Genomic DNA, 26,972 nt, shown 5'->3' with positions numbered 1-26,972 from the left:
GGGTGAAAAACCCGTTCGCCGTAAACCCAAGGTTTCCTGGGTAAAGGTAATCTTCCCAGGGTTAGTCGGTCCCTAAGGTGAGGCTGAAAGGCGTAGCTGATGGGAAACGAGTTAATATTCTCGTACTTGTACATCTGTGCGATGGAGGGACGCAGAAAGGTAGACAGGCCGGGTGTTGGTTGTCCCGGTGCAAGCAGGTAGACGTGTGGTACAGGCAAATCCGTACCGCTCTACGTCGAGACGCGAGTCCGTGACCGTAAGGTCTGAAGCTGTTGAGCCTATACTGCCTAGAAAATCTTCTAAGTTTAGGATGTGCAAACCGTACCGCAAACCAACTCAGGTGGGTGGGATGAATAATCCAAGGCGCTCGAGAGAACTCTGGCCAAGGAACTCGGCAAAATAACCCCGTACCTTCGGAAGAAGGGGTGCTCCTCCGGGTGAAGTTAATTCACTTAACGAGCCTGAGGGAGCCGCAGAGAAATGGTGGTGGCGACTGTTTACTAAAAACATAGGTCTGTGCGAAGTCCTAAAGACGACGTATACGGACTGACGCCTGCCCGGTGCCGGAAGGTTAAAAGGAGAGGTCAGCGCAAGCGAAGCTTCGAATTGAAGCCCCGGTAAACGGCGGCCGTAACTATAACGGTCCTAAGGTAGCGAAATTCCTTGTCGGGTAAGTTCCGACCTGCACGAATGGCGTAACGATCTCCACACTGTCTCGGCCAGAGACTCGGTGAAATTGAAGTCGCGGTGAAAATGCCGTGTACCCGCAGAAAGACGGAAAGACCCTGTGCACCTTTACTATAGCTTGACATTGGGATTTGGAACTGCATGTGTAGGATAGGTGGGAGACTGTGAACTCTGTACGCTAGTATGGGGGGAGTCATTGTTGAAATACCACCCTTGTTTTTTCAGGTCCCTAACCCTCGACCGTTATCCGGTGAGGGAACAGTGTCTGGTGGGTAGTTTGACTGGGGCGGTCGCCTCCTAAAGAGTAACGGAGGCATGCAAAGGTTCCCTCAGGCTGATTGGAAACCAGCCGTCGAGTGCAAACGCATAAGGGAGCTTGACTGCAAGAGAGACATCTCGAGCAGGTACGAAAGTAGGTGTTAGTGATCCGGTGATCCCGAATGGAAGGGTCATCGCTCATTGGATAAAAGGTACGCCGGGGATAACAGGCTGATCGCATCCAAGAGTTCACATCGACGATGCGGTTTGGCACCTCGATGTCGGCTCATCACATCCTGGGGCTGAAGCAGGTCCCAAGGGTACGGCTGTTCGCCGTTTAAAGTGGTACGCGAGCTGGGTTTAAAACGTCGTGAGACAGTTTGGTCCCTATCTTCTGTGGGCGCTGGAGAATTGAAAGGGCCTGTCCCTAGTACGAGAGGACCGGGATGGACGCACCCCTGGTGGACCTGTTGTCGTGCCAACGGCACAGCAGGGTAGCTATGTGCGGAAGGGATAACCGCTGAAAGCATCTAAGCGGGAAGCCTGCCTTAAGATAAGTTCTCCCTGGAGCAATCCCTAAAGGGCCGAGGTAGACTACCTCGTTGATAGGCTGGAGGTGGAAGCGCCGCGAGGTGTGGAGCTGACCAGTACTAATAGCCCGTGAGGCTTGTGTTTGAAAAAAATCCTTCCGTCCCTGTCAATTAATATTTTGACAAATTTCGTTGATAGCCATGGAGGAGAGGGTACACCCGATCCCATTCCGAACTCGGAAGTTAAGCTCTCCATCGCCGATGATACTGCATAACGTCATGTGGGAAAGTAGGCCGCTGTCAACGATTGCTCCAAAGCCCCTTGCTGCTACTAGCGCAAGGGGCTTTGTCTTTTATCCCTTCTACTACCCCTCCCTTCCTTCCGCCACTTCCTTCATAGCTCCCCCTTTGCTCTTTGGGTTTTATTCCCCTGTCTCTGCTGGTCGTGTCCAGAGCCCGTCAGCCGCATTTACGCAAAACAGTCCTTTATCCGCCTTCTTCTTCTTCTTCTTCTTCTTCTTCTTCTTTCCCTTGCTTCACAGCCTCCCTCTGCCCGAAACCCTTGAACCTCCTTGCTTGCAGTTCTGCCTGAGCCTGTCAGGCGCGTTTACGCAAACCCGTCTTTTTGGGCCTGACTGCGTCAAAATTAGTTTTTTAATGCTCACGTACTTGAGTACGCTGCGCTTAAAAAACTAATTTTTCCTTGTCAGTCCACAAAAATGCGTATTTTGCAAACTCGCCCAACACCAGCACGTCGCCTCCGCTCACGCTACGGCGAGTCTAAGGAAGCGCCGCCACAACCATCTCCTAACCGGCCCCGCCTTGCTGCGCGCCGCACCGGCGTCCCAAGCTCCGCCGAACGGCGGAATCTCGTGCCCAAAGGGCAATAAATAGAGTTAAGTTGAGCGAAGCAAATCGTTCTTGGCAACATTGCCGCACCAGACACGGCAATCACTAAAGGCCATCCGTCCCACCATCTAGGCCCCGATCAAAATCTGCCCCTCTCAAGCGCACGTCTACCTCTGTAACATTGCCGTAAAAAGTCGCGTCATGCGGCTGTAACAATGAGCTCAATTCCCTCCTTCTTTTTGGCAAGAGTCTTTTCCAATTATCTCTGACGAATCCAGTTCGCCGTCAAAATCAATTATTTCTGTAACAGACCCGCCATAGTATCGGCTTAGTGATGTTTGTGACAACGAGTCTGAGTGCGCGCCGGCTGAAAATTAATGTCGCAGTCCGCTTCGCGTAAACAGACCACAGCCCAGCCATCCCAGCAATTTATGTGGAGGGGGTCATGCCCGATTCTTCCGCGCAGGATTTATTTGTAGAAACTTTTTGCGATTTGCCGCTGCATCCTGCAGGCTTGGCAGATTCGCATTCGCATCCATGCCGCGCCTCGTCAATGGTTCCGCCGCCAGCATCAACGTCACTGAATGTTGCAACTGCCGATGATGAGCAGCGCCGACAAGATTTGCTGGATGTGCTTCAGAACCAAGCCATCACCAGCGTGCTCCAACCCATTGTTTCCCTTCGCGATGGCGCTGTTTTTGGTTATGAGGCGCTTGGTCGCGGCCCGGCCGGGACTCCGCTTGAAAATCCCGAGGCTCTCATTCAGTGCGCGCTGGAAAACGGGCGCATGCTGGAGCTTGAGCACCTCTTTAGGCGCAGCGCCCTGCGCGCTGCCCGCCAGATGCCCACGGGCATCCGCCTGTTCCTCAATGTAAATCCCAACATCATTCAGGATTCGCACTTCGGCATGGGGTTCACCAAGGAATATTTGACCCGTTTTGCCATCAGCGCCGAGGATATCGTTTTTGAAATCACCGAACGCGAGTCGGTTGTGAATCTGCGTGGCTTCAAACAAATTATCGAACACTACAAAGGCCAGAATTACCAGATCAGCATCGACGATGCAGGCGCAGGCTATTCCGGCCTCAACCTCATATCAGACGTGCAGCCGCACTTTATCAAGCTCGACATGCAGCTCATACGCGGGGTGGATAAAGACCTCACCCGGCAGGCGCTCATCAAGAGCATGCAGGAATTTGCGGCGCTCACGAATACACGCATCATTGCCGAGGGCATAGAAACCGAAGAAGAGCTGGCAACCCTCATCAGTTTTGATGTGCCCTACGGGCAGGGGTATTTTCTCCGCAGGCCAGATCCCACTCCTCGAGCTGTAGATCCCGTGGCTCTACAGGTCATTCACCGCGAAAATAAAATCAAAAACAGATTTTTCGGCGCGCGCGTCCACAAGTTTCATGTGCGGCACATTTGCCGCCCAGGCACTGTTGTGCCGCCGCACATGCCAATACGCAGCGTGGTTGAGCTGTTTGAAAAAAACAGCAAACTCAATGGTTTGTGCGTTGTCATGGGCGAAATTCCCGTTGGAGCGCTCACGCGCAACCGCCTGCACGAGCAACTGAGCGGCAGGTTCGGTTTTTCCCTCTTTGCCGACAAAGCCGTGGAGGCGGTCATGGACCGCTCCTTTCTGTGTGTAGACCACCAGTGCACCATTGATCTGGTCGCGCGTCAGGCCATGCGCCGTGATGACGCCAAACTCTATGACTTTGTTACCGTAACCCGCGAGGGGCGCTATCAGGGCGTGGTGACAGTCAAGGAACTGCTTGAAAAAAGTATAGAGCTTGAGGTCGCCAACGCTCGCCAGCTCAACCCTCTTTCAGAACTGCCCGGCAACGCGCTCATAGATATCGAGCTGGAGCGCCTTGTGCGCCTCGGTTTGCCGCGCATTGTTCTCTACTTCGATATCGACAACTTCAAGGCTTACAACGACAAATACGGCTTTAAAAATGGAGACAGGGCGCTCAAGCGCCTTTCGTCCATCATCAAGGAAAGCGCCTGTGAGGATGATTTTGTGGGCCACATCGGCGGCGATGATTTTATCGCCGTAACAGGCACCCAAACAGCCTCCAGCGTGTGCGAAACCATTATTTCTGCCTTTAACGACAGCGTGCCTGCCTTTTACAGCGCTGATGACGTCCAGCGCGGTTACATTGAGGGCAAAAGCCGCAGCAATATTGAGGAGCGTTTTCCGCTCATGTCTCTGACAATTGTCGGCGTCAAGGCCAGCAACTTCCAGAGCAGCTTTGATCTGGCGCGGGCCGCAGCCACGCTGAAAAAGCAGTGCAAACGCATCAGCGGCAGCAACTATCAGTGTGAAGCGTAACGACTATTGCCGTCTCCGCAGGCGACAGCAAGCAAACTACGGGAGTGTTCATGAAGCTGACCACGAAACTGGTTTTTTCGTTCAGCAGCATCATTGTTCTTATGTTGGCGCTGTTCGGCGTGTATTACGTCAATACCGACCGTATTGATCACGCCGTCAGCCATATGGATCAGCAGTATGTGCCATCGCTTGTGGCAGTGCAGACCATGACGTCCCTGCTGTATTCGGCCCGCTCCGATCTGGCGGCGCTTACTCCGCATACGGATAAAGTAACCATTGCCGAGTATCGCGACCGCATTAAGCGCGCGCTCAAGCAGTTTGCGCAGCACGCCGAGGCCTATCAGGTATTGATTGAAGCCCGTAAACAGGCTGACGAACCGGTAGATGATGAACTGTGGGGCAACATCACAGCCCAGTTGCGCGCGGAGGAAGCCACACGCGAAGAGATTATCCGTCTGGCGGGCGAGGGCGATACGGATGGCTCCATTGCGCTGTTCACCCGCAGCAGGGCTGATTTTATCCGCCTTGCGCGCTATTTTGACCAGCTTGTGCAGCACGACGTGCAGCGCAGTCAGGAGGCAGCAGCAGGCGCGCAAGAAATTGCGCGTCAGTCGCGCGTGGCCGGGGGCGTGCTCGCCATCGTGGGCATACTGTTCAGCATTGCGGTTACGGCGGGCATCACGCTTGCCATCAAGCGTCAGCTCGGCAAAGACCCGGCGCAGTTGCAGCTCATAGCGGGCCGCGTGGCTGAAGGGGAGTATGACCTTGAGCACTCTGGCCGCCAGCAAGGGGTGTACGCCTCGCTGGTGCTTATGGTTCAGGCTTTGAAGGTGCATATAGAAAGTGCGCGCAGTGAATCGGAAAAAGCGCGGGAAGAGTCTGCCCGGGCCAATGCCGCCTTGGAACAGGCCGAAGCGGCGGAGCGGGATGCCCGCGCAAAAACAGAAGCCATGCAGCAGGTGGCCGAGGCGCTGGAAGAAGTGACCCATGTGGTTGCCACTGCGTCCGGTCAGGTTGGCGAAACCATCCGGCAGGCAGAAGAAAGTGCCGACAGCACGGCTCAAAGGCTCACAGAAGCCGCCACAGGCATGGAGCAGATGAATGCCACCGTGGGCGAGGTGGCGCAGAATGCCGCGGTAGCTTCTGATTCCTCGGCAGAAACCCGCCAAAAAGCAGAGGACGGGGCCAAGGTGGTTCGCCACGCTCTGGAGAGTATTGAAACCGTGCGCGCCACCTCCTTGCGTCTCAAGGATGATATGGAACAGCTTGGCGGGCATGCGCAGGCGATCACCCGTATCATGAACGTTATTTCGGATATTGCGGATCAGACCAACCTGCTCGCCCTCAATGCCGCCATTGAGGCCGCACGGGCTGGCGATGCCGGGCGCGGTTTTGCCGTGGTGGCGGACGAAGTGCGCAAACTGGCGGAAAAAACGATGGCTTCCACCCATGATGTGGATACGGCCATCAAGGCCATTCAGCAAAGTGTGGCCCATAGCGCCGCCTCTGTGGAGGAGGCGGTAAAAGGCATCTCGCTGGCAACTGAAGCTGCCCAGCAGTCAGGGCAGGCGCTGGAGGGCATTGTGGGAACAGTGGAAGAAACCGCCAATCAGGTCAGCGCCATTGCCACCGCCAGTGAGCAGCAGGCTGTGGCCACGGACCAGATCAACCGCACAATTGGCGATGTCACCAGTCTTTCGCGGCAAACCGCTGTTGCCATGAGCGCAGCCTCGCGCGCCGTTGCGGGGCTCTCTGCCCAGGCCAAAAATCTTGAAGGCCTCATTGAGCAGATGCAGAACTGCTGAGGCAAAAATTATTCCGTCGCAAAAAAGGAGCCCCTTCATTGAAGGGGCTCCTTGCGTTCATAATGGGTCACGCTCAGACGCCACAGCTGTGGCGGGCCTGCACGCAAGGCGCTATTTATTCACGTAGGCCTTGCCTAGTTCCAGCGCTTTGAGGTTGGATTCCTGCAATTTCGGAGGCAGGAATTTTTTGATGGCGGCTTCCAGCGCGTCCACGCCAAAGGGCAGCACGCCAGAAGAACAGACCACGCTCAGGAGCACGGTGTTGCCGCTCTGTACGGAACCGGCCTGCATGCCAAGCTCGCGGCAGGGCACAAAGTGGCACTGCCCCGCAACCTGACGGGTTTTTTCCATAATGTGCGGCATATCGGGGTACACTGCCTTGCCCAGCGAAACGCTGAGGGGCGGCAGGGCATCACTGCTGGAAAAGATTGCGCCGCCTGGCTGCAAATAGGGCAGGGCGCGCAGGGTTTCCAGCGGCTCAAAGCCAAGCAGCACATCGGCTTCGCCGTAGTCCAGCTTGGGGGAACGCCAGCCGCCAAGCAGCATGACAGATTCCACCACGCCGCCGCGCTGGGCCATGCCGTGCACTTCGCCAGCCACCACATCCAGTCCGGCTTCCAGCGCCGTGCGGGCCAACAGGGTTGTGGCCGTCAGGGTTCCCTGACCGCCCACGCCGGTAAAGAATATACGCATCCGCTTCTGCATTTCTTGTGTCTTCATAATATCTCCCTACCGCTTCCGCGCCTTGAAGGCCGTGGGCGCAACCTGCAAACAGACCATGCAGCCTGTGCAGAGCGTGGCGTCTACAGCAAGATTGTCGCCCTCGCGGTAAAAGGCGGGGCAGGCCAGCTGCTCAAGGCAGCGCATGGCTTCCGGCCCCTGCTGGGCCACTTCGGCTACCTGGGGCTGGGCCTTTTTGAGCTGACGGCGGGCATACAGCACACAGGGCTCTTCGGTAATCAGCACGCGCACGCCGCTCTGGGCTTTCATTTCTTCCAGCGCCTTGGTGACGGCCTTGACGTTGAAGGAGCGCACCTTGGTGCACTGGGTAACGCCCATGGCGCGCACAATGGCTTCAATATCCATGTGCTGGCTCATGGAGCCAAGCATGTCCTGCACCATGCCGGGGTTGGGCTGATGGCCGGTCATGGCCGTGGTGCCGTTGTCCAGAATGACCAGAATGACGTCATGCTGGTTGAAAACCGCGTTGGCAAGGCCCGTCATGCCGGAGTGGAAGAACGTGGAGTCGCCGATAAAGGCCACCACGGGCTTTCCCGATGCGCGGGCAAAGCCGCTGCCTGCGGAGATGGATGACCCCATGCACACCAGAAAATCCGCAGCGCGCAGGGGCGGCAGCAGACCCAGGGTGTAACAGCCGATGTCGCTGGAGTAGAAGGCATCGTCGCCAAAAACCTGCCGCGCGGCATAGTAAACGGCACGGTGGGAGCAGCCGGCGCAGAGGTTCGGCGGGCGGCCCGGCAGTTCCATGTCCACGCTGCGCACGGGTTTGGCCGGGCAGGGCGTGTCGAGCCAGGAGGAAATGCGGCGCATGACAAGGGTGGTGGAGTATTCACCCTGACCGGTGAGGCCGGAATCCTTGCCTTCAATGCGCACGTGGATGTCCTGCTTTTGCACCAGGGCGCGGATGTCCTGCTCCAGCAGGTCAACGCCTTCTTCAAGCACCAGCACGCGGTCGCAGCCGTGCAAAAATTCGGTGATCATGGCGGTGGGCAGGGGCCAGGTCATGCCAAGCTCAAGCACACGCACACGGTCTCCCCAGCCGCCAGCCGCAAGGGCGTCGGCCAGATAGTTGCGGGCCACGCCGCTGGTGATGATGCCGAGGCGCGTGGGCGTCTGGGGTTCATGCACCGTATTGAAGCGGCTGGATTCCGCAAACTGGCGGGCTTTTTCAATGATGCCGTCCAGCACCTGATGGCGCTTGCGGGCCACAGCGGGAACCGGCACAAAACGGCCCGGATCGCGCTTGAATTCAACCTTGGGCTGGGTGGCGGGCAGGTCGTCAAAATCCACAGCGCCGCGCATGTGGCTGATGCGGGTGGTGGTGCGCAGCATCACGGGCTGTTGCAGCTCACGGGCAAGGCGAAAGGCCTCGCGGGTCATGTCCTTGGCTTCCTGCGCGGAGGCAGGCTCAAAACAGGGCAGCAGGGCAAAGCGCGCATAGGTGCGGTTGTCCTGTTCGTTCTGGCTCGAGTGGCAGCCGGGGTCGTCTGCCGTCAGCAAGACCATGCCGCCGGGCAGGCCAGTGTAAACGGAGGTGAACAGCGGGTCAGCGGCCACATTGACGCCCACGTGCTTCATGGTCACGAGGCTCATGGCACCGCCAAGGGCGGCACCGGCGGCCACTTCCATGGCTACCTTTTCATTGACGGAATATTCCAGCCGGTAGCGGCCCTCGCCGCCAAGGCGGTGGAACGTGTCCGGCACTTCCGAAGACGGAGTGCCAGGGTAACAACTGACCATATGCACACCCGCTTCAAGCGCGCCGCGCACAATGGCTTCGTTTCCCAACAGCAGGTGCCGCTCGCCGCGAGCGCCCTGCAACAGCGGATGATTGCTCATGTTCCCTCCAGGCCCAGGCATATGCGCCTGAACCGCAACTGGATGCAAAATGGCGCGGCCCATGCGGCCTCGCCTACAATGACGCAAGCCCGCGCTGTTTGCACATGCGCGGGCTTGCGAAGAGATATTTACTGGGCTTTGCCGGAAGATTTTTCCCCAGCGCCGTCTGGCGCTGCCGGGGCCGCAGTCTGGGCGGCTTCTTCTTCAACAATCTTGGGGGCCAGCGTGGTTGCGCGGGCGCGGAAATATTCGCTGTTGAGGCCCTGCGCCTCGCGCGAGAGAGCAAGATAGATGCGGGCGGCCTGTTCCGTTTGCCCGGCGGCAACGGCGGCTTCGGCCATCATCTGCTTGAGCTGGGGAGCGGTAACTTCACCAGGCAGCGCGGCTTGCAGTTTTTGCAGCAGAGCAAGGGCATCGGCGTATTTTCCGGCCTTGAGCATGGCGCCGGCCTCGTTCATGCCGGCAATCAGCGCAAGGGGGCCTTCGCTTTCCTTGGCGGCTTTGGCAAAGGCATCTGCGGCTGTGGCGTTGTCGCCGTTGCTCATGGCGCTCTGGCCCAGAGCCAAGTAGGCAGAAAACTTCACGTCAGAGGGAGCTTTTTCCGCCAGGGTGGCAAGTTCCTTGATCTGCGCGGGGCCGCTGGTTTGCAGCACAATGCGCGCAAGCGACTGCCGCGCCTCATCGTTTTTGGATGTGCTATACCAGCGCCAGATGCCGGTACCCGCCAGAACCAGCACAAACAGCACCACAATGCTGGCTATGGTGCCAGCGTGGCGCAGCATAAACTGGAGCATGGGGGCGCTTTCGGAGCTGACTTCTGCCTGAAGGTCGCGCAACAGGGGGGAATCCTCTGCGCCTTGATTCTTTTGCGGATTCATGTATCAAAACTCCTTAGGGAGGCGGAACCGCCGTAGTTTTTCCGCGCGTTTGCCCTGCGCGTTCCATGATCGGCGGAGCTGGACGGAAGCTTTTTTCTTAGGCCAGAATCAGCCCCTCTGTCAAAACAAATATCCTCTGGTCAGGCTGCCCGCGCGGCCCCTGCCAATACAATAAGGAGTACGCATGACGCCTGCAGAAGAAATGTCGCGCCTTGGCGCGCGGGCAAAGGAAGCGGCCAGGGCCATAGCCAAGGCCCACCCTGATGCCAAAACGCAAGCCCTGCTGGGGCTGGCGCAGCTGCTGCAGGAGCGGGAGGCCGAAATCCTGGCCGCCAATGCGGAAGACCTTGCTGCGGCCCGTGCCGCTGGGCAGGACGCCCCCCGCCTTGACCGCCTGACGCTTACCCCTGCCATCATGGATGAAATGCGCGCCGCCTGCCGCCACGTGGCAAATCTGCCCGACCCAGTGGGCGCTACGGAACGCCAGTGGCAGCGCCCCAACGGCCTGCTTGTGGGCCGCATGCGTGTGCCGCTGGGCGTGATCGCCATGATCTACGAGGCGCGCCCCAATGTGACCATCGACGCCGCCATTTTGTGCATCAAGGCGGGCAATGCGGTTATTCTGCGCGGCGGCAGCGAGGCTTTGCGCTCCAACATCGCGCTTGCCAAGGCCCTGTGCGATGCGCTGGCGCAGGCGGGATTACCCGCCGATGCGGCCCAGCTTGTGTCCATACCCGGTCATGAGGCCGTCAACGCCCTGTGCAAGCTCGACCGCTATATTGATGTTATCATCCCGCGCGGCGGCGAGGGTCTTGTGCGCGCAGTGACCGAGGCTGCCACCATGCCTGTGCTCAAGCACTTCAAGGGCGTGTGCCACGCTTATATTGATGCGTATGCCGATCTGGACGCAGCGGCGGAGATTGTTTTTAACGGCAAGGTGCAGCGCCCTGGCGTGTGCAATGCGCTGGAATGCCTGCTGGTGCACCGCGATGTGGCCAAGGATTTTCTGCCCAAGGTGGGGGCAAAGCTTGGCGCCGCCGGTGTGGAATTTCGCGCATGCCCGCAATCGCTGCCCCTGCTTGGCGCAACTGCCGTTGCCCAGCAGCCCGATGATCTCGGGCAGGAATTCCATGCCCTGGTGCTTGCCGTTTGCGTGGTGGAAAGCATGGATGCCGCGCTGGATCACATTGCCCGCTACGGCTCAAACCACACGGAAATCATCTGCACCAACAACCACGAGCATGCCATGCGCTTTTTGCGCGAGGCGGATGCTTCCATGGTGGCGGTCAACGCTTCCAGCCGTTTCAACGATGGCGGGCAGCTTGGCCTAGGCGCGGAGATCGGCATTTCTACCTCAAAGCTGCATGCCTACGGCCCCATGGGCGTGGACGAACTGACCACCACCAAGTTTGTGGTGCTTGGCCAGGGGCAGGTGCGCGGATAAATGACGGAAGCGGCGTCCCCCCCGCCGGGCAGAGCCATTCTTGGCGGCAGTTTTAACCCGCCCCATGTGGGACACCTGCGGCTGGCCATCGAGGCCCGCGAGGCCTTGGGCGACCTTGTGCAGGGTGTGGATATGGTGCCTTGCGCCGTACCGCCGCACAAGGTGCAGCGCAGCATGCTGCCCTTTGACCTGCGCGCCGATATGGTAGAGGCCTGCGCTCAGGGCTTGCCCTGGCTGCGCTGCAACCGGATGGAGGCCCAGCGTCAGGGGCCATCATATACGTGGGATACGCTTTGCGCCTACCGTGAGGCAGAGCCGGATACGGATCTGTATTTTATTCTGGGCAGCCCGGACTTCGCCTTGCTCTCCACATGGTATAGGGGGCTGGATTTGCCCCGGCTGTGTCACTTTGTTGTGGTGCCCCGCAAGGGGCATACCTCTGCCGATTTTATCACTGCCGCCAAAGCCCTGTGGCCCGATGCCGCAGAGCGCGCTCCATTGCTGCCTGCCTGTCCGTGCATGGTCTTGCCGGGGGGAGGGCTGGCGCATTTTCTTTCTGTGCCATGGCTGGCGGTGAGCGCCTCTCGGGTGCGGCAGCTCTGGCTGGCGGGCCGTAATGTGGATTTTCTTGTGCCGGATGCGGCCTTGCAGATTTTGCGAAGCAACGTTCAAACAGTGCGGCATCACTGGCTGGAGGACGGCTCGGCATGCTGACAACTGCTCCAAAAGAAATCAGGGAAAATATCGCCCGTGCAATGGGCTATCTGCGGCGAGACGAAGTTGAGCGCGCCCTTGTGACCATGAGTGAGGCGCTGCGGCTCCTGGCCGGGGTAAAGCTGATGCGTTCAGCAAGGGCGGAACTGGATATCCAGATCGGGGAATTTTTGGGGGGCATTGTGCGCCATAGCGCCCTGCAACCGCTGCTTGATCCCGGCAATACGGGCAAGCCGCGCAGCATCACTCTGCAAGCGGGCAAGGAAGTTACGCTTTCCACCGTGTTGGATGGGCTGGCAAAGATTCTGCAAACTGCGGCAGAGCAGGCTGTGCAACTGGAGGCAGAGTCCCGGCTGGAGCGGAAAAAGCAGCTTATCAGCAGCGGGCTGGATTTTTTGCGCGAGGGGCAGGTCGCCAAGGGGCGCGCTTTTTTGAAGCGCATAGTGGAAGAGTTTGGCGACGAGGAAGGCATCCGCCTGCAAATGGGCCAGATTTTTGCCGCTGCCGGGCTATTTGCCGAAGCCGCCGCCATGTATGAGGAAGCCATGACCATCCAGCCGCGCGAGGCCTCGGCCTACACCGGGGCCGTGGCAGCGTGGATGGAACTGCGGGAATACGAAAAGGCCGAGGCTGTGTATCAGGCTGTGCTACGTACTTTTGGCGGGCATGCCTCCACCTTTGGCAAAATGGCGAAAATGTACCTTGCCTGGCGTAAAAAACAGGCTGCGGAAGATAATGCCCTGCGCGCCTTGCAGACAGACCCCGAGCAGGCCGATGCCCTGGAGGTTATGGCTTCGCTGGGCAAGCACTAGGGGCGGGAGCTGTGTTTGTGGAGCCTGCGGTCAGGCCGGATTCACGGATTGTGCATACGCGCCGAGCACGCGAACAGGTTAAGCGAGGATGAAAATTTTGGCTCTGCCTTTCTGCCCACCAGTACAGATGATCTGCCGTTCAGGGCATTGCTGCCCACGGTCTTGAGGCTCGGCCTTCGGTTTGCCAACCGTGGCGACGTGAATGAGGGCCTCACAGATGGCTTTTGCTATGTTGGGGCAAACCGCTGAGGCGGCGCGCCTTTGTGAATCAGAAGCATTGCCTTTCACCCAAAGATAGGCTATATACCGCCTTCGGCTGCAAGCGGGGCACCCAACGCCCTTTGTGGCCTGCGGAGAGGTAGCGAAGCGGCCGTAACGCGCTCGACTCGAAATCGAGTTAGGGGTTAATAGCTCCTACGTGGGTTCGAATCCCACCCTCTCCGCCATTAGTAAATAATTTGAGCTGGTTACAAATGTGACCAGCTCTTTTTTTATGCCTTGATTTTGGGTGTGCCTAGGGACGATTCGTGATTTCATTCGTGATACTGTTCGCAGCTCCTTGCAAAACAACACGATTTAGGCGTTCGCGCTTTTTTAAAAAAGGCTAAAAAAATAGGTAAATTATGCCTAATTAGCTGACAAGAATGTGTGCAATTAGCCTGCAATCATTTGCAAATGGCTGCATTGCGTGCAACAGGGAGTTTCCCTTTCCCGCCCCTGGCCCCGTAGATTTGCCTACCCTTTGCGCAGTCCCTGGGATTGCACAGAAGCGTCAAAAAAACGCCGAAGGTTTGGGGCGGAGGAGTGCTTTTTTTCTGGGGACGCGGCTGGTCGGTGTGGTAGGGGACAGGGAGGTGAAGGCCGGGCGCAAGTGGGGCGGATGGGTGCTGAAGGCGGCAGAAAACATGCCGGAAAATGGCTGAAGATATGAAAAAAGGCGGGTTTCCCCGCCATAATTCTTAGTCGTCTAATGCAGACTATTTGAGGCTATCCAAGATATCTTCAAGGTGTGCATGCTTTATGTGTGGAAATTTTAAGGAAAAAATTAAATCAGTCAGGATTATTCCTGAATAGGTGCAGGACAACCTCCTGTAGTTCAGTTCAGTAAAAATTTTGCTGGCTTCATACAGTTTTTTAAAGTGGCTGTTTACTAATGTTGATATTTTTTCATGCTCTGAAATATCAAATGAATTTTCTTCAAATACTTTTTGGTTACACTGAACCATATCATGGCCAAGTCTTATTTCTGAACTCCAAGCCATAGCAAGCAAATCATCAACCATAAACCCATGCGCAACAATCCCATTTAGATCTACTGTCGTAATTTTATCGCATAGTAAAATTTCATTTGCTATTTCTTCAATATTAATTTTGAATTCTTCAAAATTATTAGTTTCAATTTTAAAGTACTTTAATGCACATAATGAAAATATAATTTTTATTTGAATGTTGGTTAGTAATAAAATATTGCTAATGATTGAATCCATATTTGCACTAATAATTGAATTTTTGTTTGACTCAAGGCGTATTTTCACAGCATTGAGAAGAAGCTTTCTCGTTTCTTCGTCAGAAGTTCTAATGTATTGGATTGCTGCATTATTTATAGAATATTGTACTTCAGGAAAGGAAATTATTTGATGTAAGCATGGCATGCAAGAAATAGATTTATATAAGTTCATTCCAAATTCAGAAAGTCTTCTCTCTGTATTTACTCTGTTATTGGCATCATATTTATCTATTTCAGATCTAACTGAAGATAATAAAAAATCCTGAAGTTCATTCAGTGGAATATTTGTATTTTTATTTCTAAAAAATATCCCCCCAATGAAAACCCCCAAAATAGCTCCACCGGTTCCACTAAAAAATGAACTATTGATAACCCAACACCATGCGTCCATCAGCCAAGAAGGAACCATGTTTATCACCCTCCAGTTGTTGGAAAGGATACGTGAACTGAATTCCTATAACAAGTGGGCGGGAATACTGGTTGGGCTATGACAGCCTTGACGAGGCAGAGGTTTTTCAGCATGATTTTAAAAGGTGCTCAAAACACCTTTAGTCAACAGCGGTACCACACCCGATAGCTTGTGGTTTTTTTGCGTCCACTGAAAAAGGACGCGCTTACGGAGTTCTGTATCTCCGGGTGTGGGCGATATACAATACCGGGCAACCGGGAAGTAGCCCGCCGTTCTGTTGACGGTTTTGAGCACCCGGAGTTTTCTATTTCTGAAGCTCCCATCAAAAAAATCAACAGAGGTGCCTTATGATTTCTTCCATCTTTCTTGACCGTCGTCTGAGTCTGGTCATGGCCCAACAGGCCGAGCTGCGGGAGCTGGCCATGTATGCCCGTCTGTCTGACAAGGCCGAGTATGCCGTTCAGGCGTTGGCCTTCCGCCAGGCGGAGCTGGCCGACGAGATCACCCGCCTTGCCGACATGACCGCGCGCGGAAAGCGCAGCAGCAAGAGGCAGGAGGTGGCAGCATGAACGCCGAGAGCAAGTGCGATTCAGTCCCCAAGGCCGGATTTTGCCCGGAAGACCCCATAGAGCATCTTTACCATCTGGCATCTGCTCTGGATTCCCTGAGCGATAGCTGGGACGAAGAACGGCGGGGGCTTGGCTGCATCATGGGCATGTTTGCCCGCGAGGTGCGGGCCTGCGCTGAAAAACTGGATAACTGAGCTTTAGAGCCTTGAAACGAAAAAGGGCCCCGGATTTCCGGGGCCCTTTGCATTTTGTCCGACTCTGGCTAGCATGTGGAACTTAATACCTACAGCACGCAGGAGGCCCTTAATGACTCGTCATGATCTGCCGGATATGGTTGTTGAAGCACTGAAGGCCATGGGTGGAGCAGGCCGCATTGTCCAGATATGCAAATATATCTGGGAGCATCACAATGACGCTCTTCGCGGTTCAGGGGATCTGTTTTACACGTGGCAGTATGACGTTCGCTGGGCGGGGCAGCGCCTCAGAGACAGCGAGGTGCTGGAAAAGCCTCGCCCTGATCATGTGTGGCGGCTCAGAGAGAAAAAATAGCTGTTTATCCCCCCACCGGGGTGCCGGTGGTGGAGCTGCCGGGCATGACGCCCGTATGGGTATGGGCACGCAAGGAAACGGCCCCTGCTGTAACGTCCTTGTCGGGCACGGCCACGCCGCCGTTGCGCACGGTAAAGTCGCCGTAAAGCGTTGAACTGCCTGGGCCGCCCTCGTAGCCCTCGGTGGTGAGGATGCCCTGAATTTTGACCACGGGCGCGCGCAGCAGGATCTCCTGCGCGCTTTCAATAGTGACCTTGCCCCTGGCCTTGATGGTTTCCTCGCCTTGCACGGTCACGGTGTCGGCCCCGTGGACGGTCAGGCCTCGGTTGCCCGCAATGTCGATCTGGCGGTTGCCAGTGACCTTGCTTGTGTGATCCTTGCCCACGGTCTCCTGCGCAGCGCCTGCGGTGGAGTGTGTGGAGTCGCCGCCGGCTGTGAGGTTGAGCGCGCCAAGGCTGCCCAGGTCGGCCCGCAGGCCTGCCAGCAAGGTCAGCACCGTGCCGGCCTCGATGGTTTTGCAGCTGCCCACGCTTTCGGTACTGTGGGCGGCCACGCTGCGGTTTTCGCTGCCAAGGTCGGCGGAGTAGTTCTCCGCCTTTACGGTGCGGGCAAGTGAGCTTTCGTGTATGTCGGCGCTGGTTTCGCGCCGCCAGTTGCCCTGGGCGTCCACACGCTGAAAGCTGGTGGGGCTTTGCTGCATGAGTACCTCGCCGCGTTCCAGCGCGGGCAGGCTGACGCCCAGGGGGAAAATCTGCCGGATGATGGGGTGATCCTGCCTGCCATAGGCAAAGCCCACCACGCACAACGCGCCCTCCTCGGGAAAGCAGAACGTGCCGCTCTCCTGCCCGCCGCCCACGCTCACGGGCAGCGGCACGGCGCTGTAACGGGGGAAACTGGCGTCCGGCTCCATGTCCGGCCCGAGAATTTCCAGATCCACGGCATACCGGGGGCGAAAGCGTTCGCTGGTGGCTCCCTCTGTGGGGGAATCCCCCGCGGCCAGCACCCGGGCGTAACGATCCAGATGCAGACCGCCCGCCAGTTCCGGCAGCAGCTCCATGACGATTTTTTTTATCATTTCGCGCATGGTTACACGTCCTCAAAGCCCACGGTCATGTTGTGGCCGGAAAAGCGCACCATGCGCACCCTCTGCCCGTTGAGCACAGCCCCCGGGCGCATGGTGGGCACGGCCGCAATTTTGCGGGCCGCGCTGCCAGCAGCGGTAAAAAACTCTTCCGAGATTGTGCCGGGCCTGTCCGGCCAGCGGGAATCTGCCCAGGAGCCCACAAATATTTTTCCATCGCCTTGGGCCTGCCAGTGGTAGTCGGCAATGCCAAAAATGTCGCCCGCGCAGGCCAGCCCGTGGAAGCCGCTGCCGTGCCCGTAAAAGGCCGGCGCTTTGACCGAGGCATAAGGTTTATCCGGCAGGATGAACTCAAGCCCGGTAGCGGCGGCATACGCGCCTAGCACGTCCTTGAGTGTGGCGTGGCGGATGGCCAGCGGGATGTTGCTATCCAGCCGGGCCGAAATTTCGCGGCAGAAGAGGCGGCGCTGCTGGCCGTCCACCCGCACGGCGCGCTCAATGTCGCCCGTGAAAAACAGGGTCATGCCGTCTGAATGCGCCCAGCCAAGGGCGAACTGCACCATGCCCGTGAGCGCTTCCGCCTGCTCGTCCGTAGCACGCACCTGAAACACTGCGCGCCCAGGGCGGTTGTAGTAGAGGGCCACGTTTTCGTTGACCAGGCCGTATTCCTGCCCATCAACCATAAGTTTTTTGCGTAACCGCATGGCCTACCCCCACCAGTCATCCAACTTTTTGAGTCCGCGCTGAAAGATGTCCATCTGTTCGGTTTCCGCCGTGGAGCCTTCCGGAGCTGCTGCACCGTCCACCTTGTCGCCGTTGTTCTGTTGAGCGGCAACGGCTGGGGTGCCCTCACGGTCTTCAGCCATTTCAGACACGGACTTGTGCTCGGCAAGGCTGAAGGTCAGGAGCCACATTGCCAGCCCCTCTTGTGGATCCACTTTCACATCGCCGGAAAAGCGCCCCTGGCGCATGCCGCCTGCATTGGCCACGCGGTTTGTGATGGTGAACAGCCTGCCGTCGCCCTTGCTCATGGCTTCAGCCAGGGACATAAATTCAGTGAGTTTGTCCTCATCCTTGAAGCGGATCTTGGTCTTGACCTCCAGCTTTTTGCCCTTCTTGCCTTTTTCCGCCTTTGACGTGCTGGAAGAATCGCCGCTGGCGTCCTCGTCCTTGATGGGCAGGGTGAGCGAGACGGTCAGGCCGAAGCCGGGAACGGTGTAATCATCGAGGAGCAAGAAGTCTGGCATGGCGGTATTCCTATAGGCCGAAAAGTTCTTTGTAGTAGGCCACCTCGGCTCTGGTGCCGTACCACGAAAGCACGGTGCAGCACTTGAAGCGTTCGTCCAGGGGCGGGGCAAGGCTGGCGAGGGCCTTGGCCGCAACGGCGGCTGCCCCGTCCACATACACGCCGAACCAGGCGGAAAGATCCACCAGGGCGGCAAGGTCGCTGCCAACCGCCGCCAGATCCTGCTGCGCTTTTTGCACCCTGGCCTGTTGCCGTCTGGCGAAATTTGCCATGACATCGGCGGGCGGCTTTGCCGCGGCTTCCATGCCTTCCGCCTGGGCAACCATTGTCGTCATGGCCCGGCTGGATCGGCGCGCCTGCGGCAACTGGCGCGGGGCCACCTTGCTCCACGGCGGGTAGGCTGGCGCTGCCGGCACAACAAATTTTGTCTGCTCCAGATCTGCCACGCCTTTGGCCCGGCGTTGCAGCTTTTGCAGCTCGGGCAGGGGAAATGCCTTGTTGAGGCTGCCCAGCGCACCGGCCAGGCTGGACTGATCCACGGCAGCGGTAAGCACCAGCACCAGGGCTGCGTCCATATTCGTCACATCGTCCACGGTAAGGCCGCCCAGGCTTTGCGCCGTGAGGCGCAGCGCCTGCGCGGGCGTGAGCCACGCGGCCTCGCCCATGCGGCTGCCAATGCCATACTGATACGGCGATACTTCAAGAAAGCGCGCCGTGCCTTCAAGCGCAGTGGCCAGCCCCTTGCGCATGTCTTCGGCTGAAGGAAGCTCCGGCATTTCCGGCAGGGGTGGAAGTGAGAGGTTGCCCAGATCTGCCAGACCATCACTGATGCTTTGCCCCACGGCCGCGAGTGCGCCGCCCACCCGCTCGGCTATGTCGGCAATATTGGTAGGCTGGCGAAGCCGCAGGGGAGAGAAGGTGACGGTCATGCGGACACCTACACAGCGTAGCTGACGACAATGGCCTGCACGGCTTCAGCCGTTTCGGCGGCTTCCACTGCTGCCAGCAGTTCACCGCGGCGGGCGGCCAGGGCATTGCGCACGAACTCCAACCCCTCCGGGTCAGAAGCGGCCAGAAGCCCTGCCTCTACCGCAACTGTTGACGGCGTGGGGTCAGACAGTGCCACGGCACCAGCCAGGGCTGCCTCATGCCCGGCAATGATAGCTGCAACCTTTGCGGCTTTGACCTCTGCCAGCGGCTGTTCCGGGCGTTTGGTCAGGGCGGCTGCTGGCAGGGGGCCAGGTGTGTGCATGCGGCGCGCCGGGCTAAGGTGCGTATCGCCCGGCAGCCAGTATTCGGTGCCGGGTTGCACGTCCTCTGCTGCAAAGTGCGGTTCCTCGCGCTGGCGGTGATCCTCAACCAACACCCAACATTTTTTGTCCACATACTGCGGCCACTGGTTTTTCCAGGGACGGGGGGGCAGAGCATCGGGCGTGGAGTTGTACGGCGGGCAGCCGTAGTCCTCATCAGAGTTGATATAATACTGGTCAGGGCGCGTATATCTATGGGCGATTGCCATTGGTTACTCCTTGAATTTTTTTGTCGCCTCTCGGCGTGGGAGACAGGTATAATTTTTAGTTGGCTTTTCGATTGAATAAACGCTAACGCAAGGGGATTATTCATACGAGGTGACTACTTTTATGGGCGAAAAGCACTACGACAATATTGACACTCTTCGAGCTATTTCATGTATTATGGTTATTGTAATTCATGTTGTTGCGCCAACTTTCTGCTCTGCTGAAATAGGCACTTCTAATTGGATGTGCTCACTTATATTCGAGTCATTGAGTCGTGGATGTGTTCCGATTTTTTTTATGATCACAGGTTATATAACGAAGGAAACTGTTCTCAATAATTACCTTGAGTTTTACAAATCGAGATTTGTAAAAATTGTAGTGCCATTGATTGTATATTCTTTTATTTTTTATGTTTTTACATATGCTCCGCTAATAAAATTCCCAGTAGCGATATTAAAGGGGCATGTGTGGTATCATTTGTGGTATATGTATGTACTTTTGATTCTGTATCCTTTTATGCCATTTATATACAAATTTTTTAGTTGTATTGATCAACAGAAATCAAAATTATTCCTCTTACTTTGGTTTATTTTTGCCTTTCTTTTGCCAACACTAAACTTTTTATTCCCATTGTTTTTGGCTATTCCAATTATACCTGAGCCAATTAATTATTTTGGTTATGTTTTTTTGGGTATGTATATAAAAAAATACAACACAAAGAATGATATTATTAATATATCAATATATGCAGTATCATGCATTTGTATCTTTATTATAACATATGTTTCATCTATAAATTCAGGTAAATATGTTGTGACGTATTTATCGTATAATATTTTTTTTGTAACACTATCTGCTGTTTCATTATTTTTATTTATAGACAAAATAAAAATGAAACCGAATGTGTTAATTAAAGAGTTCTCTGCATGCTCTTATGGTATTTATCTCCTCCACCCACTGCCAATTTATTTCTTAGAACAACTAGGGGTTAGGGGCTGGAGACTTTCTGAACAATTAGCCGTGAGTTCCTGGATAATGCTGCCAACACTACTATTGTTAGTTACGGGCATTACATTTTTGCTCGTTAGCCTTATCAGAAAGAATACATGGTTGCGTTTTTTATTATCTCCATAAGTTTATTCCATTATCCAAAATAATTGCATCATAACGATGTCGGAACACCTAGATAGCAGCAAACCAGCGAGCCCCATGCTCTGGTTTTGTTGGCGTTTCCAGTTGGTACCTGTCGAGAGATATCTAATATCAGCGGCACCCATTTGTTCGCGCCCGCATTGTTGGTCATCGACAGGTTTATGGTGGTGTCGTTTGCTACCTGGCCGTAACTCATTGCGCCTGTCGGGGTGTGATAAAGACCGCTGTCCGCGTCCTGACCATAATAATGCGACGCTGTGATGTTGCGGATCATATCAATATGCGTCCCTCCCACGCCGAGAGAGTCATATCCAGCCATTTCGCGGAGCATGCCCGTGAGGTCAGGCATGAGGAGCGTGTCCGCGGCTTTGTTCCACCAGAACTTGGCTGCGCCGCCGATGTTGTTCCACCTGACCTGGGAGCCATCGGCAAGCGTTGCCCACGCGGCGTTATGGGCCGCCTCGTACTCTGCAAGCGAGGCAAAGAGCCGCTTTGCGCCGTGCGTTGTGGACAGATAGGCGGCCATTTGCGGGTATGTGGCGGCGAATGCTGAAATGACGTTGGCATTGCAAGGCTTGAAGCCCGGGCGGACAAGTTCGTCTTCAAACCAGGTATATTGCCCGATGGGGTAGGGAGCCATGCCGCCGATGATCTGCCAGGCGTTGCCGGAAAAGATCAGGGTGTAGACCTGCCCCTGCCCCTGCGCCAGCGCGCCAACCTCAACAGGTACGCCGCAGGACGTGAGCGGTTTGGCCCCGGTGTCATTGATGTTCAAGGTGGGGTTTGCTGCGGTGTTTACCGTGGCAAATGCCACCTGAAGAACCACGCCCGGGATAAGCGCAAAGTGGTCAAGACTTGCGGTTTTGGCCGCAGTGGTCGCCGCTGTGGCGCAAATGGCGTAGCGCCCGCTGACCTTGAGCAGCTCCTCCTGCATGTAGCAGGTGACGCCATCGGGTCGCATGGTACCCGCAACATCCGGCGTGGCCACATCGGGAATGGGCAGCGCGCCGGATGTTTTGCGCGGTCGCAGATCCGTGACCGAGCCGTCAGCCTCGATGCGGGCCACCAGGGCGCGGTAGTGCATGAGGCCTGTTTCGTCAGCGGCGCTGTCCGCCAGGGGTGCTGCGGGCGGCGCGAGCATGGGCGAGGCCTCGGCCACGCGGTCGCTGCCGGTATGTTTGAGGCAGACGTCAAGCCAGACGTTTTGCGGCAGGTTGGCGCTTTCCGGCGCAGCCAGGGGCAGGCTCTCGGCAAGGGCCGCGCGGATGCCGCCCACATAGCCAAGGCCCGGCGCAAAGGCATAAGCCTCTGCCGTTTTTCGCAACAACCAGCCATCGGCATCGAAGAAGGCCTGGCCGTAAATGTCAAAATTGGCGAGGCGCTGGCGCTCGTCAATGCCGTTGAGCCGCACGGTGAAATCAAGCTGCCACACGTCGGCGCTGATGGTCAGGCCCGTAAGCTCGCGCGCGCCCGTGAAGGTCAGCAGAAAGTTGCGAGTGAGGTTATTGCCCGTTTTGCCGTTGGCCTCGTCGTAGCGGCGTTTTTCCAGCGCCGGGAAGGTGGCCACAGCTACCAGGGTGTTGTGCTCGCTGCACCAGAGGCCCTGCCAGTTGAAGATAAAGTCGCCCATGTCGCTGCCCAGCATGGCGCTGTAGACAACCTGGTTGGGGTTGACGTAGGCGCGGTACTGCGGGGGGATGGCGTAGCGCAGGGCGATTTGCGCCTCTGCCGGCACGGTGACGCCGGGGGCAATGGCCTGGGTGTGATCCTGTCCGGGCACGTTGGCCAGAATCATGGTGTCGATGATGAGGGCCTTGCCCTCGGCCTGAAGGCGGGCAATAAGGCTCTCACCCGCGGCGGTCAGTATTGTACTCATAAGTGGGCCTCCAGTGTGGCGGCATGGTGGTCAAACACGGCCAGACGCGCGCCGGCATCGGCAATGGCGCGGGTGCTCATGGCGGCTTCTACGGTTTCCTGATGCCAGGAAAATCGGCCCACGTGGGCCATGGCCGGTATGGGAATGCGGCTGTCGAAATAGTAGCGGCGGCAGGTGCGGCCGTAGTCCTCAATGATGATTTCCAGCACGTTCTGCTGGTCGGGAAACTGCGAATCATCGGCAATGATGCCCACGCGATCCCAGTCTTGCCCGGGTACGCGCTCGGCCAGGGAAAGGCCCCCAAGCTCCAGGCGCTCAAAAATGCGCCCCCAGCCTGCCGTCTGGCCAGAGTCGCGCGCGTTGGCATAGGCATGGGTGACGCGCAGGCGGTAGAGGCGTTCTGGCTCGTTGCTGTAGCGGGAAACCCCGCGCTGCCAGGCCAGCAGATCCAGCACAGGCAGGCTGCACGTCATGGGGTTGAACTGGCGCGCTGGCCAGATGGCCGCATCGCCCAGGCGCTGAAACCAGAGCTGGGCAGCCTTGCACAGGGACTGCGCGTTGGCCCCGTTCATCCAGAAACTTACTTCCGGCAGATCCAGCTTGTTGTCGTCGCTCATTGCCCGGCCCCCAGCACAACCTCAAGGCTTGCCAGCACAGGCAGCGCCCGGGCGGGCACAATGTCCACCCACACAAATTCGTTCTCAACGGCTTCGCCTGCCGCAGCCGGGCGGGTAAACTCCACGCTGCGCAGATCCGGCAACTGGGCGTGCAGCTCCTGCGAGAGGGTGGAGAAGGAAAAGCGCGTGAGCGGGAGCACCCTTGTAAGTGTGAAGTCGGTATTCTCCCTGAAGGCGCAGCGCACCCTGTTTTCCACGCCAAGGCGCAGGGCTTCAGCCCTGGCCGCATCCATGCCCACAGGCGGGTAGACGGTGACGCGCAGATCCACGGGCGTGGTGGTTATGGCTATACAGCGCAAGTCGTCGCCGTGGCCATGGTTGCCGCTGGTCTGGACAAAGGTGTTGATAGCCTCCACCAGCTCCTGCGGCGGAACGCCGGATTCGGTCATGATGTGGGCATTGGCCGTGCCCGGGCCGCGCGGGGCGTCTTTCTCAAAAAATATGTAGTCCACGCGGATGCCAGCGTATGCGGCGATCATGGCCCGGTAGGCGGCATCGTGGTGGTACTGGCCAACGGCCGCAAACTGGTTGCGGCTGCGCAGGCGCAAGGCTTCGTCCGATTCTTCGTCCGCGCCTTCGGTGGTGAGCCAGCCGTCCGCATTGGTGACGGAAGCGACGCCAGGAACGGGCTTGGGCAGAATGGAGTAATAGCCCGGCCCGAGGTTGTAGGCAGCGCCAGTGGCTTCAGCCTGCACGGGCACCAGGGCGCTATCCTGCCCATCGGGTATGACGGCGGCGGCAAGGGTGGTGAGGCGGTAGGTGGTGCCGTTGATGGCCGGGCTTTCCACCACCGTGCTGGCAGGTATGGCCACAGCGCCAGCGGTGCCGGGGTTGCGGCTGAAGGTAAGACTGCCCAGGGCGGCTACAGCCCCCTTGCGGGTAACGTCCACGCCCCAGGCGAATACGTCCAGCCATGCGCCCGAGGCGTATTTTAAAAAAACGTTGGGCAGGGCATGCTTGACCAGCAGCGTGAGCAGCCACTGGCTGGGCTTGGTGGCAATGGCCGACATAAGCCGCCAGAAGGGGGAAAATTCCGAACTGTTGGAGAAGGGGGAACCGGCCTCCACATTGCACTGCGCCCAGGCTTGCTGCATCTCGGCTTCGGTTGTGGGCATGCCTGCCTCTGCGGCCATTTGCGTGAACAAGGCGTCTGTGGTGCTTGTATCAGCCATTTGCTTGCTCCGCCTGGGCATAGGTAAGCTGGAGGGTCAGCTCGCCGTAGTCCACAGTTTTGGCCGTGAGCCAGAGTTCCCCGGCTACGGATTCCGTAATTCTGGCCGTGCCTGGCACGATGCGCTTGTCGTCGTCCACGGCGATGGTGATGAGCACCATCTGGTACTTGCGTTTGCGCACGTCACGCTCTGCAATCATGGCCGTGAGGTAGCCGCGCTCGCGGATCATGTGGGCGATGTCCTGGGCAATGCTTGCGCGGTCGGCCAGCTTGAGGGGCTGGCGGCCCACGTCGAGCGCAATGTCGTTATCCACAATGCGCAGATCCCAGTAATTGCCGGGGTCGGTCAGTTGCAGGGGAAAGCCAAGGGTGCCTTTCATTGCCTCACCCCAGGTAGCCCAGGCCGTCAAAATCATCGAGCGAGGGCATGGTTTGCGGCTGAATGGTGATGGAGCCGATGGTCACGGTTTTGCCGCTGTTGTTGGTAGCGTTGCTGATCTGTCCAGCCACGCCGCCAGGCAGAATCTGCGACTGGCGGGGAGCGGCAAGCGCGCCCACGCCAGAGGCTTCAATCTTTGGGCCTTCGCCGCTGATGATGCCCAGCTTCTCGCCGATCCAGCCGATGCCGTCGCCCAGGGAGCGCAGCGGAGCCATGAGGGTATCCAGCAGGCCCATGAGGGTTTGTATCCATGTGCCATCGGTAAAGGAGGCGGTGAGGTCGTTCCACCACTGGCGCAGATCCTGAAACATGGTGATAAGGCCTTGCCCCCAACTGGTGTTGGAAAACCACGCGACCAGGTCAGACCAGTAGTAGACCAGGGCCACGACCGCGCCCACCAGAGCCATGATGCCCAGGACTACCCAGGTGATGGGGTTGGCCAGCAGGGCAGCCGCGAACTTGAGCGCGCTCGCGGTCATCGCGTAAAAAACCATAACCAGATATTTTCCGACAAATGCCAGAACCCATACCGCCATTTTTATGTATGTAAGAAGCGGTTTCAGCTTGCCGAGCAGGCCAATGAGCGGCAAGACAGGCCCAAGAAAGCCCATGAGCACCATCTTGCCAAAGACAAATGCAGCCCCCACAAGGCCAAGTACTGCGCCCACAACGGTGAGTCCAACCGCCAGAAGGCCAATTTTTGTTGTCAGCCCGGGCGCGATTTCAATGCACTTGTGGATGTAGGCCACAAAGTCCGCCAGCTTGCCCACCACTATGTTGATGGTGGGCAGGAGGCGCTGCCCAAAGCTGATGCGCACAGCTTGCCAGGAGCCTGACAGGCGGCCCCAGACGCCAGACATTGTCCGGGCCATTTCCTGGGCCTTGTCCATGTTGTTGACCTGGCCAAGGTCGCTCATATCTTGCCGTAACTTGCCGGTTTTACCCATAAGCAGTTCTATGAGTTTTACTGCTTCGTCTGAACCAAAGGCATCTTTGACGGCTTTCATTGCCTTGTCGTCCCACTTTCCGCCAAATTTTGTTTTTATTTTGTCAAGAATATCTGCCATTCCAAGCATTTTGCCGTTCTTGAAAAATTTGATCCCGAGCTTTTCTTGAGCATTCAACGCACCAGTCAAAAAGGCGTTATACTTGGTAGCAGCCTCCCCACCCCCCATTGTGGATTGTAAATTGCCGAGTACGGAAAATTGCTCTTCCATGCTGATACCCTTGGCTGTGGCTGACGCCCCCAATGCTGAAACGCTCTCTGCCCATTTACCGCCGTTGGTTTTGAACATCTGCACGGCCAAGGCTGTGCGCCCGGCCAATTGCTCTACCCATTGGGATTTGCCCATTTTATCGGCGTGGGCCTGCCAAACGCCATACATGGTGCCAACATAATCAGTGATTGTTGCAGCATCTGATTTGACCCCCCGCGCTAGTGTGGCAGAAGCCACAGTAAACGAGGCCAACTCCGTGCCTTGCAACCCAGAAATTGCAGACTGAATATCATAGGCAGAGCTAACCACTTCTGCGGCATTACCGCCAAAGCTGATGACAAACTGCTTTGAGGCCTTTTGCAGGGCATCGAGGGCGGTGGTATCCGTGCCGAGGCTGGCCACTTCGTTGACGGACTTGTTGAAGGCCCGGGCAGGGCCAATCATGCCGGAAAGCGCACCAGCGCTTAATGCCCCGCCAAGGGCAGAGGTCAAGCCGCCAAAGCTTGTTTTGGCAGTGCTGCACGTCTTGTCCACAGCGCGCTGGATGCCCAGCATTTTACCGCTGGCATCATCCGACACGCCGATATGGAACAAAAGTTTTTGCAGTGCTGACATTATGACCTCTAGAAGTGAGCAGTTTTCGTCCCAGGCAAGGCGGGCAAGCCGC

General features: G+C 57.2%; 23 protein-coding genes, 1 tRNA gene and 2 rRNA genes (1 of these 26 only partly in view). 12 read left to right on the top strand and 14 right to left on the bottom strand.

All coding sequences use genetic code 11. The features are described from left to right. From ACUZ9P_RS02655 to ACUZ9P_RS02640, 4 genes are all read left to right on the top strand, one after another. Window positions 1–1,620: ribosomal RNA gene (locus ACUZ9P_RS02655) — 23S ribosomal RNA — on the top strand; it begins 1,314 nt to the left of the window's first position. Between the two features lie 46 nt (window positions 1,621–1,666). Then, a 5S ribosomal RNA gene (gene rrf, locus ACUZ9P_RS02650) occupies window positions 1,667–1,781 on the top strand. Between the two features lie 988 nt (window positions 1,782–2,769). Next, window positions 2,770–4,662: a bifunctional diguanylate cyclase/phosphodiesterase gene (locus ACUZ9P_RS02645; RefSeq protein WP_449248551.1), complete on the top strand. Its 1,893-nt coding sequence runs from the start codon at window positions 2,770–2,772 to the stop codon at window positions 4,660–4,662. A 50-nt stretch (window positions 4,663–4,712) separates the two neighbouring features. Continuing rightward, window positions 4,713–6,467 (top strand): methyl-accepting chemotaxis protein, encoded by a 1,755-nt coding sequence (locus ACUZ9P_RS02640; protein WP_449248550.1) that lies wholly within the window; start codon window positions 4,713–4,715, stop codon window positions 6,465–6,467. A 111-nt stretch (window positions 6,468–6,578) separates the two neighbouring features. On the opposite strand, the gene ACUZ9P_RS02635 is transcribed toward ACUZ9P_RS02640, so the two are convergent. From ACUZ9P_RS02635 to ACUZ9P_RS02625, 3 genes are all read right to left on the bottom strand, one after another. After that, window positions 6,579–7,187, bottom strand: a complete 609-nt coding sequence (locus ACUZ9P_RS02635) for an indolepyruvate oxidoreductase subunit beta (protein ID WP_298993473.1) — start codon at window positions 7,185–7,187, stop codon at window positions 6,579–6,581. Window positions 7,188–7,196: 9 nt separating this feature from the next. Beyond that, window positions 7,197–9,047: an indolepyruvate ferredoxin oxidoreductase subunit alpha gene (iorA, locus tag ACUZ9P_RS02630; protein WP_449248549.1), complete on the bottom strand. Its 1,851-nt coding sequence runs from the start codon at window positions 9,045–9,047 to the stop codon at window positions 7,197–7,199. A 128-nt stretch (window positions 9,048–9,175) separates the two neighbouring features. Continuing rightward, entirely contained in the window at window positions 9,176–9,925 is a 750-nt protein-coding gene (locus ACUZ9P_RS02625; protein ID WP_449248548.1) for a tetratricopeptide repeat protein, read from the bottom strand. 184 nt (window positions 9,926–10,109) lie between these two features. Here ACUZ9P_RS02625 and ACUZ9P_RS02620 point away from each other — a divergent pair, with 184 nt between their 5' ends. The 4 genes from ACUZ9P_RS02620 to ACUZ9P_RS02605 all read left to right on the top strand — a co-directional run bounded on the left by ACUZ9P_RS02620 (window position 10,110) and on the right by ACUZ9P_RS02605 (window position 13,341). After that, on the top strand, window positions 10,110–11,369 hold the full coding sequence (locus ACUZ9P_RS02620; RefSeq protein WP_449248547.1) for a glutamate-5-semialdehyde dehydrogenase: 1,260 nt from the start codon (window positions 10,110–10,112) through the stop codon (window positions 11,367–11,369). After that, window positions 11,370–12,083 carry a nicotinate (nicotinamide) nucleotide adenylyltransferase gene (nadD, locus tag ACUZ9P_RS02615; RefSeq protein ID WP_449248546.1) on the top strand — a complete coding sequence of 238 codons (714 nt, stop codon included), beginning with the start codon at window positions 11,370–11,372 and terminating at the stop codon, window positions 12,081–12,083. Beyond that, window positions 12,077–12,895: a tetratricopeptide repeat protein gene (locus ACUZ9P_RS02610; protein ID WP_449248545.1), complete on the top strand. Its 819-nt coding sequence runs from the start codon at window positions 12,077–12,079 to the stop codon at window positions 12,893–12,895. The genes nadD and ACUZ9P_RS02610 overlap by 7 nt, the downstream gene beginning before the upstream one ends. A 352-nt stretch (window positions 12,896–13,247) precedes the next feature. After that, window positions 13,248–13,341, top strand: a tRNA-Ser gene (locus ACUZ9P_RS02605). 531 nt (window positions 13,342–13,872) lie between these two features. On the opposite strand, the gene ACUZ9P_RS02600 is transcribed toward ACUZ9P_RS02605, so the two are convergent. After that, window positions 13,873–14,811, bottom strand: coding sequence for an LPO_1073/Vpar_1526 family protein (locus ACUZ9P_RS02600; RefSeq protein WP_449248544.1), 939 nt, complete (start codon window positions 14,809–14,811; stop codon window positions 13,873–13,875). A gap of 347 nt (window positions 14,812–15,158) precedes the next feature. On the opposite strand from ACUZ9P_RS02600, the gene ACUZ9P_RS02595 reads away from it, so the two are divergent. From ACUZ9P_RS02595 to ACUZ9P_RS02585, 3 genes are all read left to right on the top strand, one after another. Continuing rightward, window positions 15,159–15,380 (top strand): hypothetical protein, encoded by a 222-nt coding sequence (locus tag ACUZ9P_RS02595; protein WP_449248543.1) that lies wholly within the window; start codon window positions 15,159–15,161, stop codon window positions 15,378–15,380. After that, on the top strand, window positions 15,377–15,574 hold the full coding sequence (locus tag ACUZ9P_RS02590) for a hypothetical protein (RefSeq protein WP_449248542.1): 198 nt from the start codon (window positions 15,377–15,379) through the stop codon (window positions 15,572–15,574). The genes ACUZ9P_RS02595 and ACUZ9P_RS02590 overlap by 4 nt, the downstream gene beginning before the upstream one ends. Before the next feature lie 112 nt (window positions 15,575–15,686). Beyond that, window positions 15,687–15,929, top strand: a complete 243-nt coding sequence (locus tag ACUZ9P_RS02585; RefSeq protein ID WP_449248541.1) for a hypothetical protein — start codon at window positions 15,687–15,689, stop codon at window positions 15,927–15,929. A 4-nt stretch (window positions 15,930–15,933) separates the two neighbouring features. On the opposite strand, the gene ACUZ9P_RS02580 is transcribed toward ACUZ9P_RS02585, so the two are convergent. From ACUZ9P_RS02580 to ACUZ9P_RS02560, 5 genes are read right to left on the bottom strand one after another with little or no spacing between them, the layout of a single operon-like run. Further along, window positions 15,934–17,013, bottom strand: coding sequence for a bacteriophage T4 gp5 trimerisation domain-containing protein (locus ACUZ9P_RS02580; protein ID WP_449248540.1), 1,080 nt, complete (start codon window positions 17,011–17,013; stop codon window positions 15,934–15,936). A gap of 2 nt (window positions 17,014–17,015) precedes the next feature. Then, a complete protein-coding gene (locus ACUZ9P_RS02575; RefSeq protein WP_449248539.1) occupies window positions 17,016–17,714 on the bottom strand; it encodes a hypothetical protein in 699 nt (232 codons plus the stop codon). A 3-nt stretch (window positions 17,715–17,717) separates the two neighbouring features. Then, window positions 17,718–18,257: a baseplate complex protein gene (locus tag ACUZ9P_RS02570; protein ID WP_449248538.1), complete on the bottom strand. Its 540-nt coding sequence runs from the start codon at window positions 18,255–18,257 to the stop codon at window positions 17,718–17,720. A 10-nt stretch (window positions 18,258–18,267) separates the two neighbouring features. Beyond that, window positions 18,268–19,185 carry a hypothetical protein gene (locus ACUZ9P_RS02565; RefSeq protein ID WP_449248537.1) on the bottom strand — a complete coding sequence of 306 codons (918 nt, stop codon included), beginning with the start codon at window positions 19,183–19,185 and terminating at the stop codon, window positions 18,268–18,270. A gap of 8 nt (window positions 19,186–19,193) precedes the next feature. Further along, window positions 19,194–19,775 (bottom strand): phage tail protein, encoded by a 582-nt coding sequence (locus ACUZ9P_RS02560; RefSeq protein WP_449248536.1) that lies wholly within the window; start codon window positions 19,773–19,775, stop codon window positions 19,194–19,196. Between the two features lie 121 nt (window positions 19,776–19,896). Between ACUZ9P_RS02560 and ACUZ9P_RS02555 the strand changes: the two genes are divergently transcribed. After that, window positions 19,897–20,907, top strand: a complete 1,011-nt coding sequence (locus tag ACUZ9P_RS02555) for an acyltransferase (RefSeq protein ID WP_449248535.1) — start codon at window positions 19,897–19,899, stop codon at window positions 20,905–20,907. A gap of 28 nt (window positions 20,908–20,935) precedes the next feature. Here ACUZ9P_RS02555 and ACUZ9P_RS02550 read toward each other — a convergent pair whose 3' ends face one another. Genes ACUZ9P_RS02550 through ACUZ9P_RS02530 form a run of 5 tightly spaced genes read right to left on the bottom strand, consistent with a single transcriptional unit; the run spans window position 20,936 to window position 26,920 of the window. Next, complete coding sequence (locus ACUZ9P_RS02550) at window positions 20,936–22,801, bottom strand: phage tail protein (RefSeq protein ID WP_449248534.1); 1,866 nt, start codon at window positions 22,799–22,801, stop codon at window positions 20,936–20,938. Beyond that, window positions 22,798–23,418 carry a phage tail protein gene (locus tag ACUZ9P_RS02545; protein WP_449248533.1) on the bottom strand — a complete coding sequence of 207 codons (621 nt, stop codon included), beginning with the start codon at window positions 23,416–23,418 and terminating at the stop codon, window positions 22,798–22,800. The genes ACUZ9P_RS02550 and ACUZ9P_RS02545 overlap by 4 nt, the downstream gene beginning before the upstream one ends. Continuing rightward, complete coding sequence (locus ACUZ9P_RS02540) at window positions 23,415–24,650, bottom strand: baseplate J/gp47 family protein (RefSeq protein ID WP_449248531.1); 1,236 nt, start codon at window positions 24,648–24,650, stop codon at window positions 23,415–23,417. The genes ACUZ9P_RS02545 and ACUZ9P_RS02540 overlap by 4 nt, the downstream gene beginning before the upstream one ends. Continuing rightward, a complete protein-coding gene (locus tag ACUZ9P_RS02535; RefSeq protein WP_449248530.1) occupies window positions 24,643–25,029 on the bottom strand; it encodes a DUF2590 family protein in 387 nt (128 codons plus the stop codon). The genes ACUZ9P_RS02540 and ACUZ9P_RS02535 overlap by 8 nt, the downstream gene beginning before the upstream one ends. 4 nt (window positions 25,030–25,033) lie before the next feature. Next, complete coding sequence (locus tag ACUZ9P_RS02530; protein ID WP_449248529.1) at window positions 25,034–26,920, bottom strand: phage tail tape measure protein; 1,887 nt, start codon at window positions 26,918–26,920, stop codon at window positions 25,034–25,036. Window positions 26,921–26,972: the final 52 nt, after the last annotated feature.

It is taken from the genome of Desulfovibrio intestinivivus, from assembly GCF_053570665.1.
The sequence above is the reverse complement of the archived record's forward strand: the minus strand, read 5'-3'. Positions and strand labels throughout refer to the sequence as shown.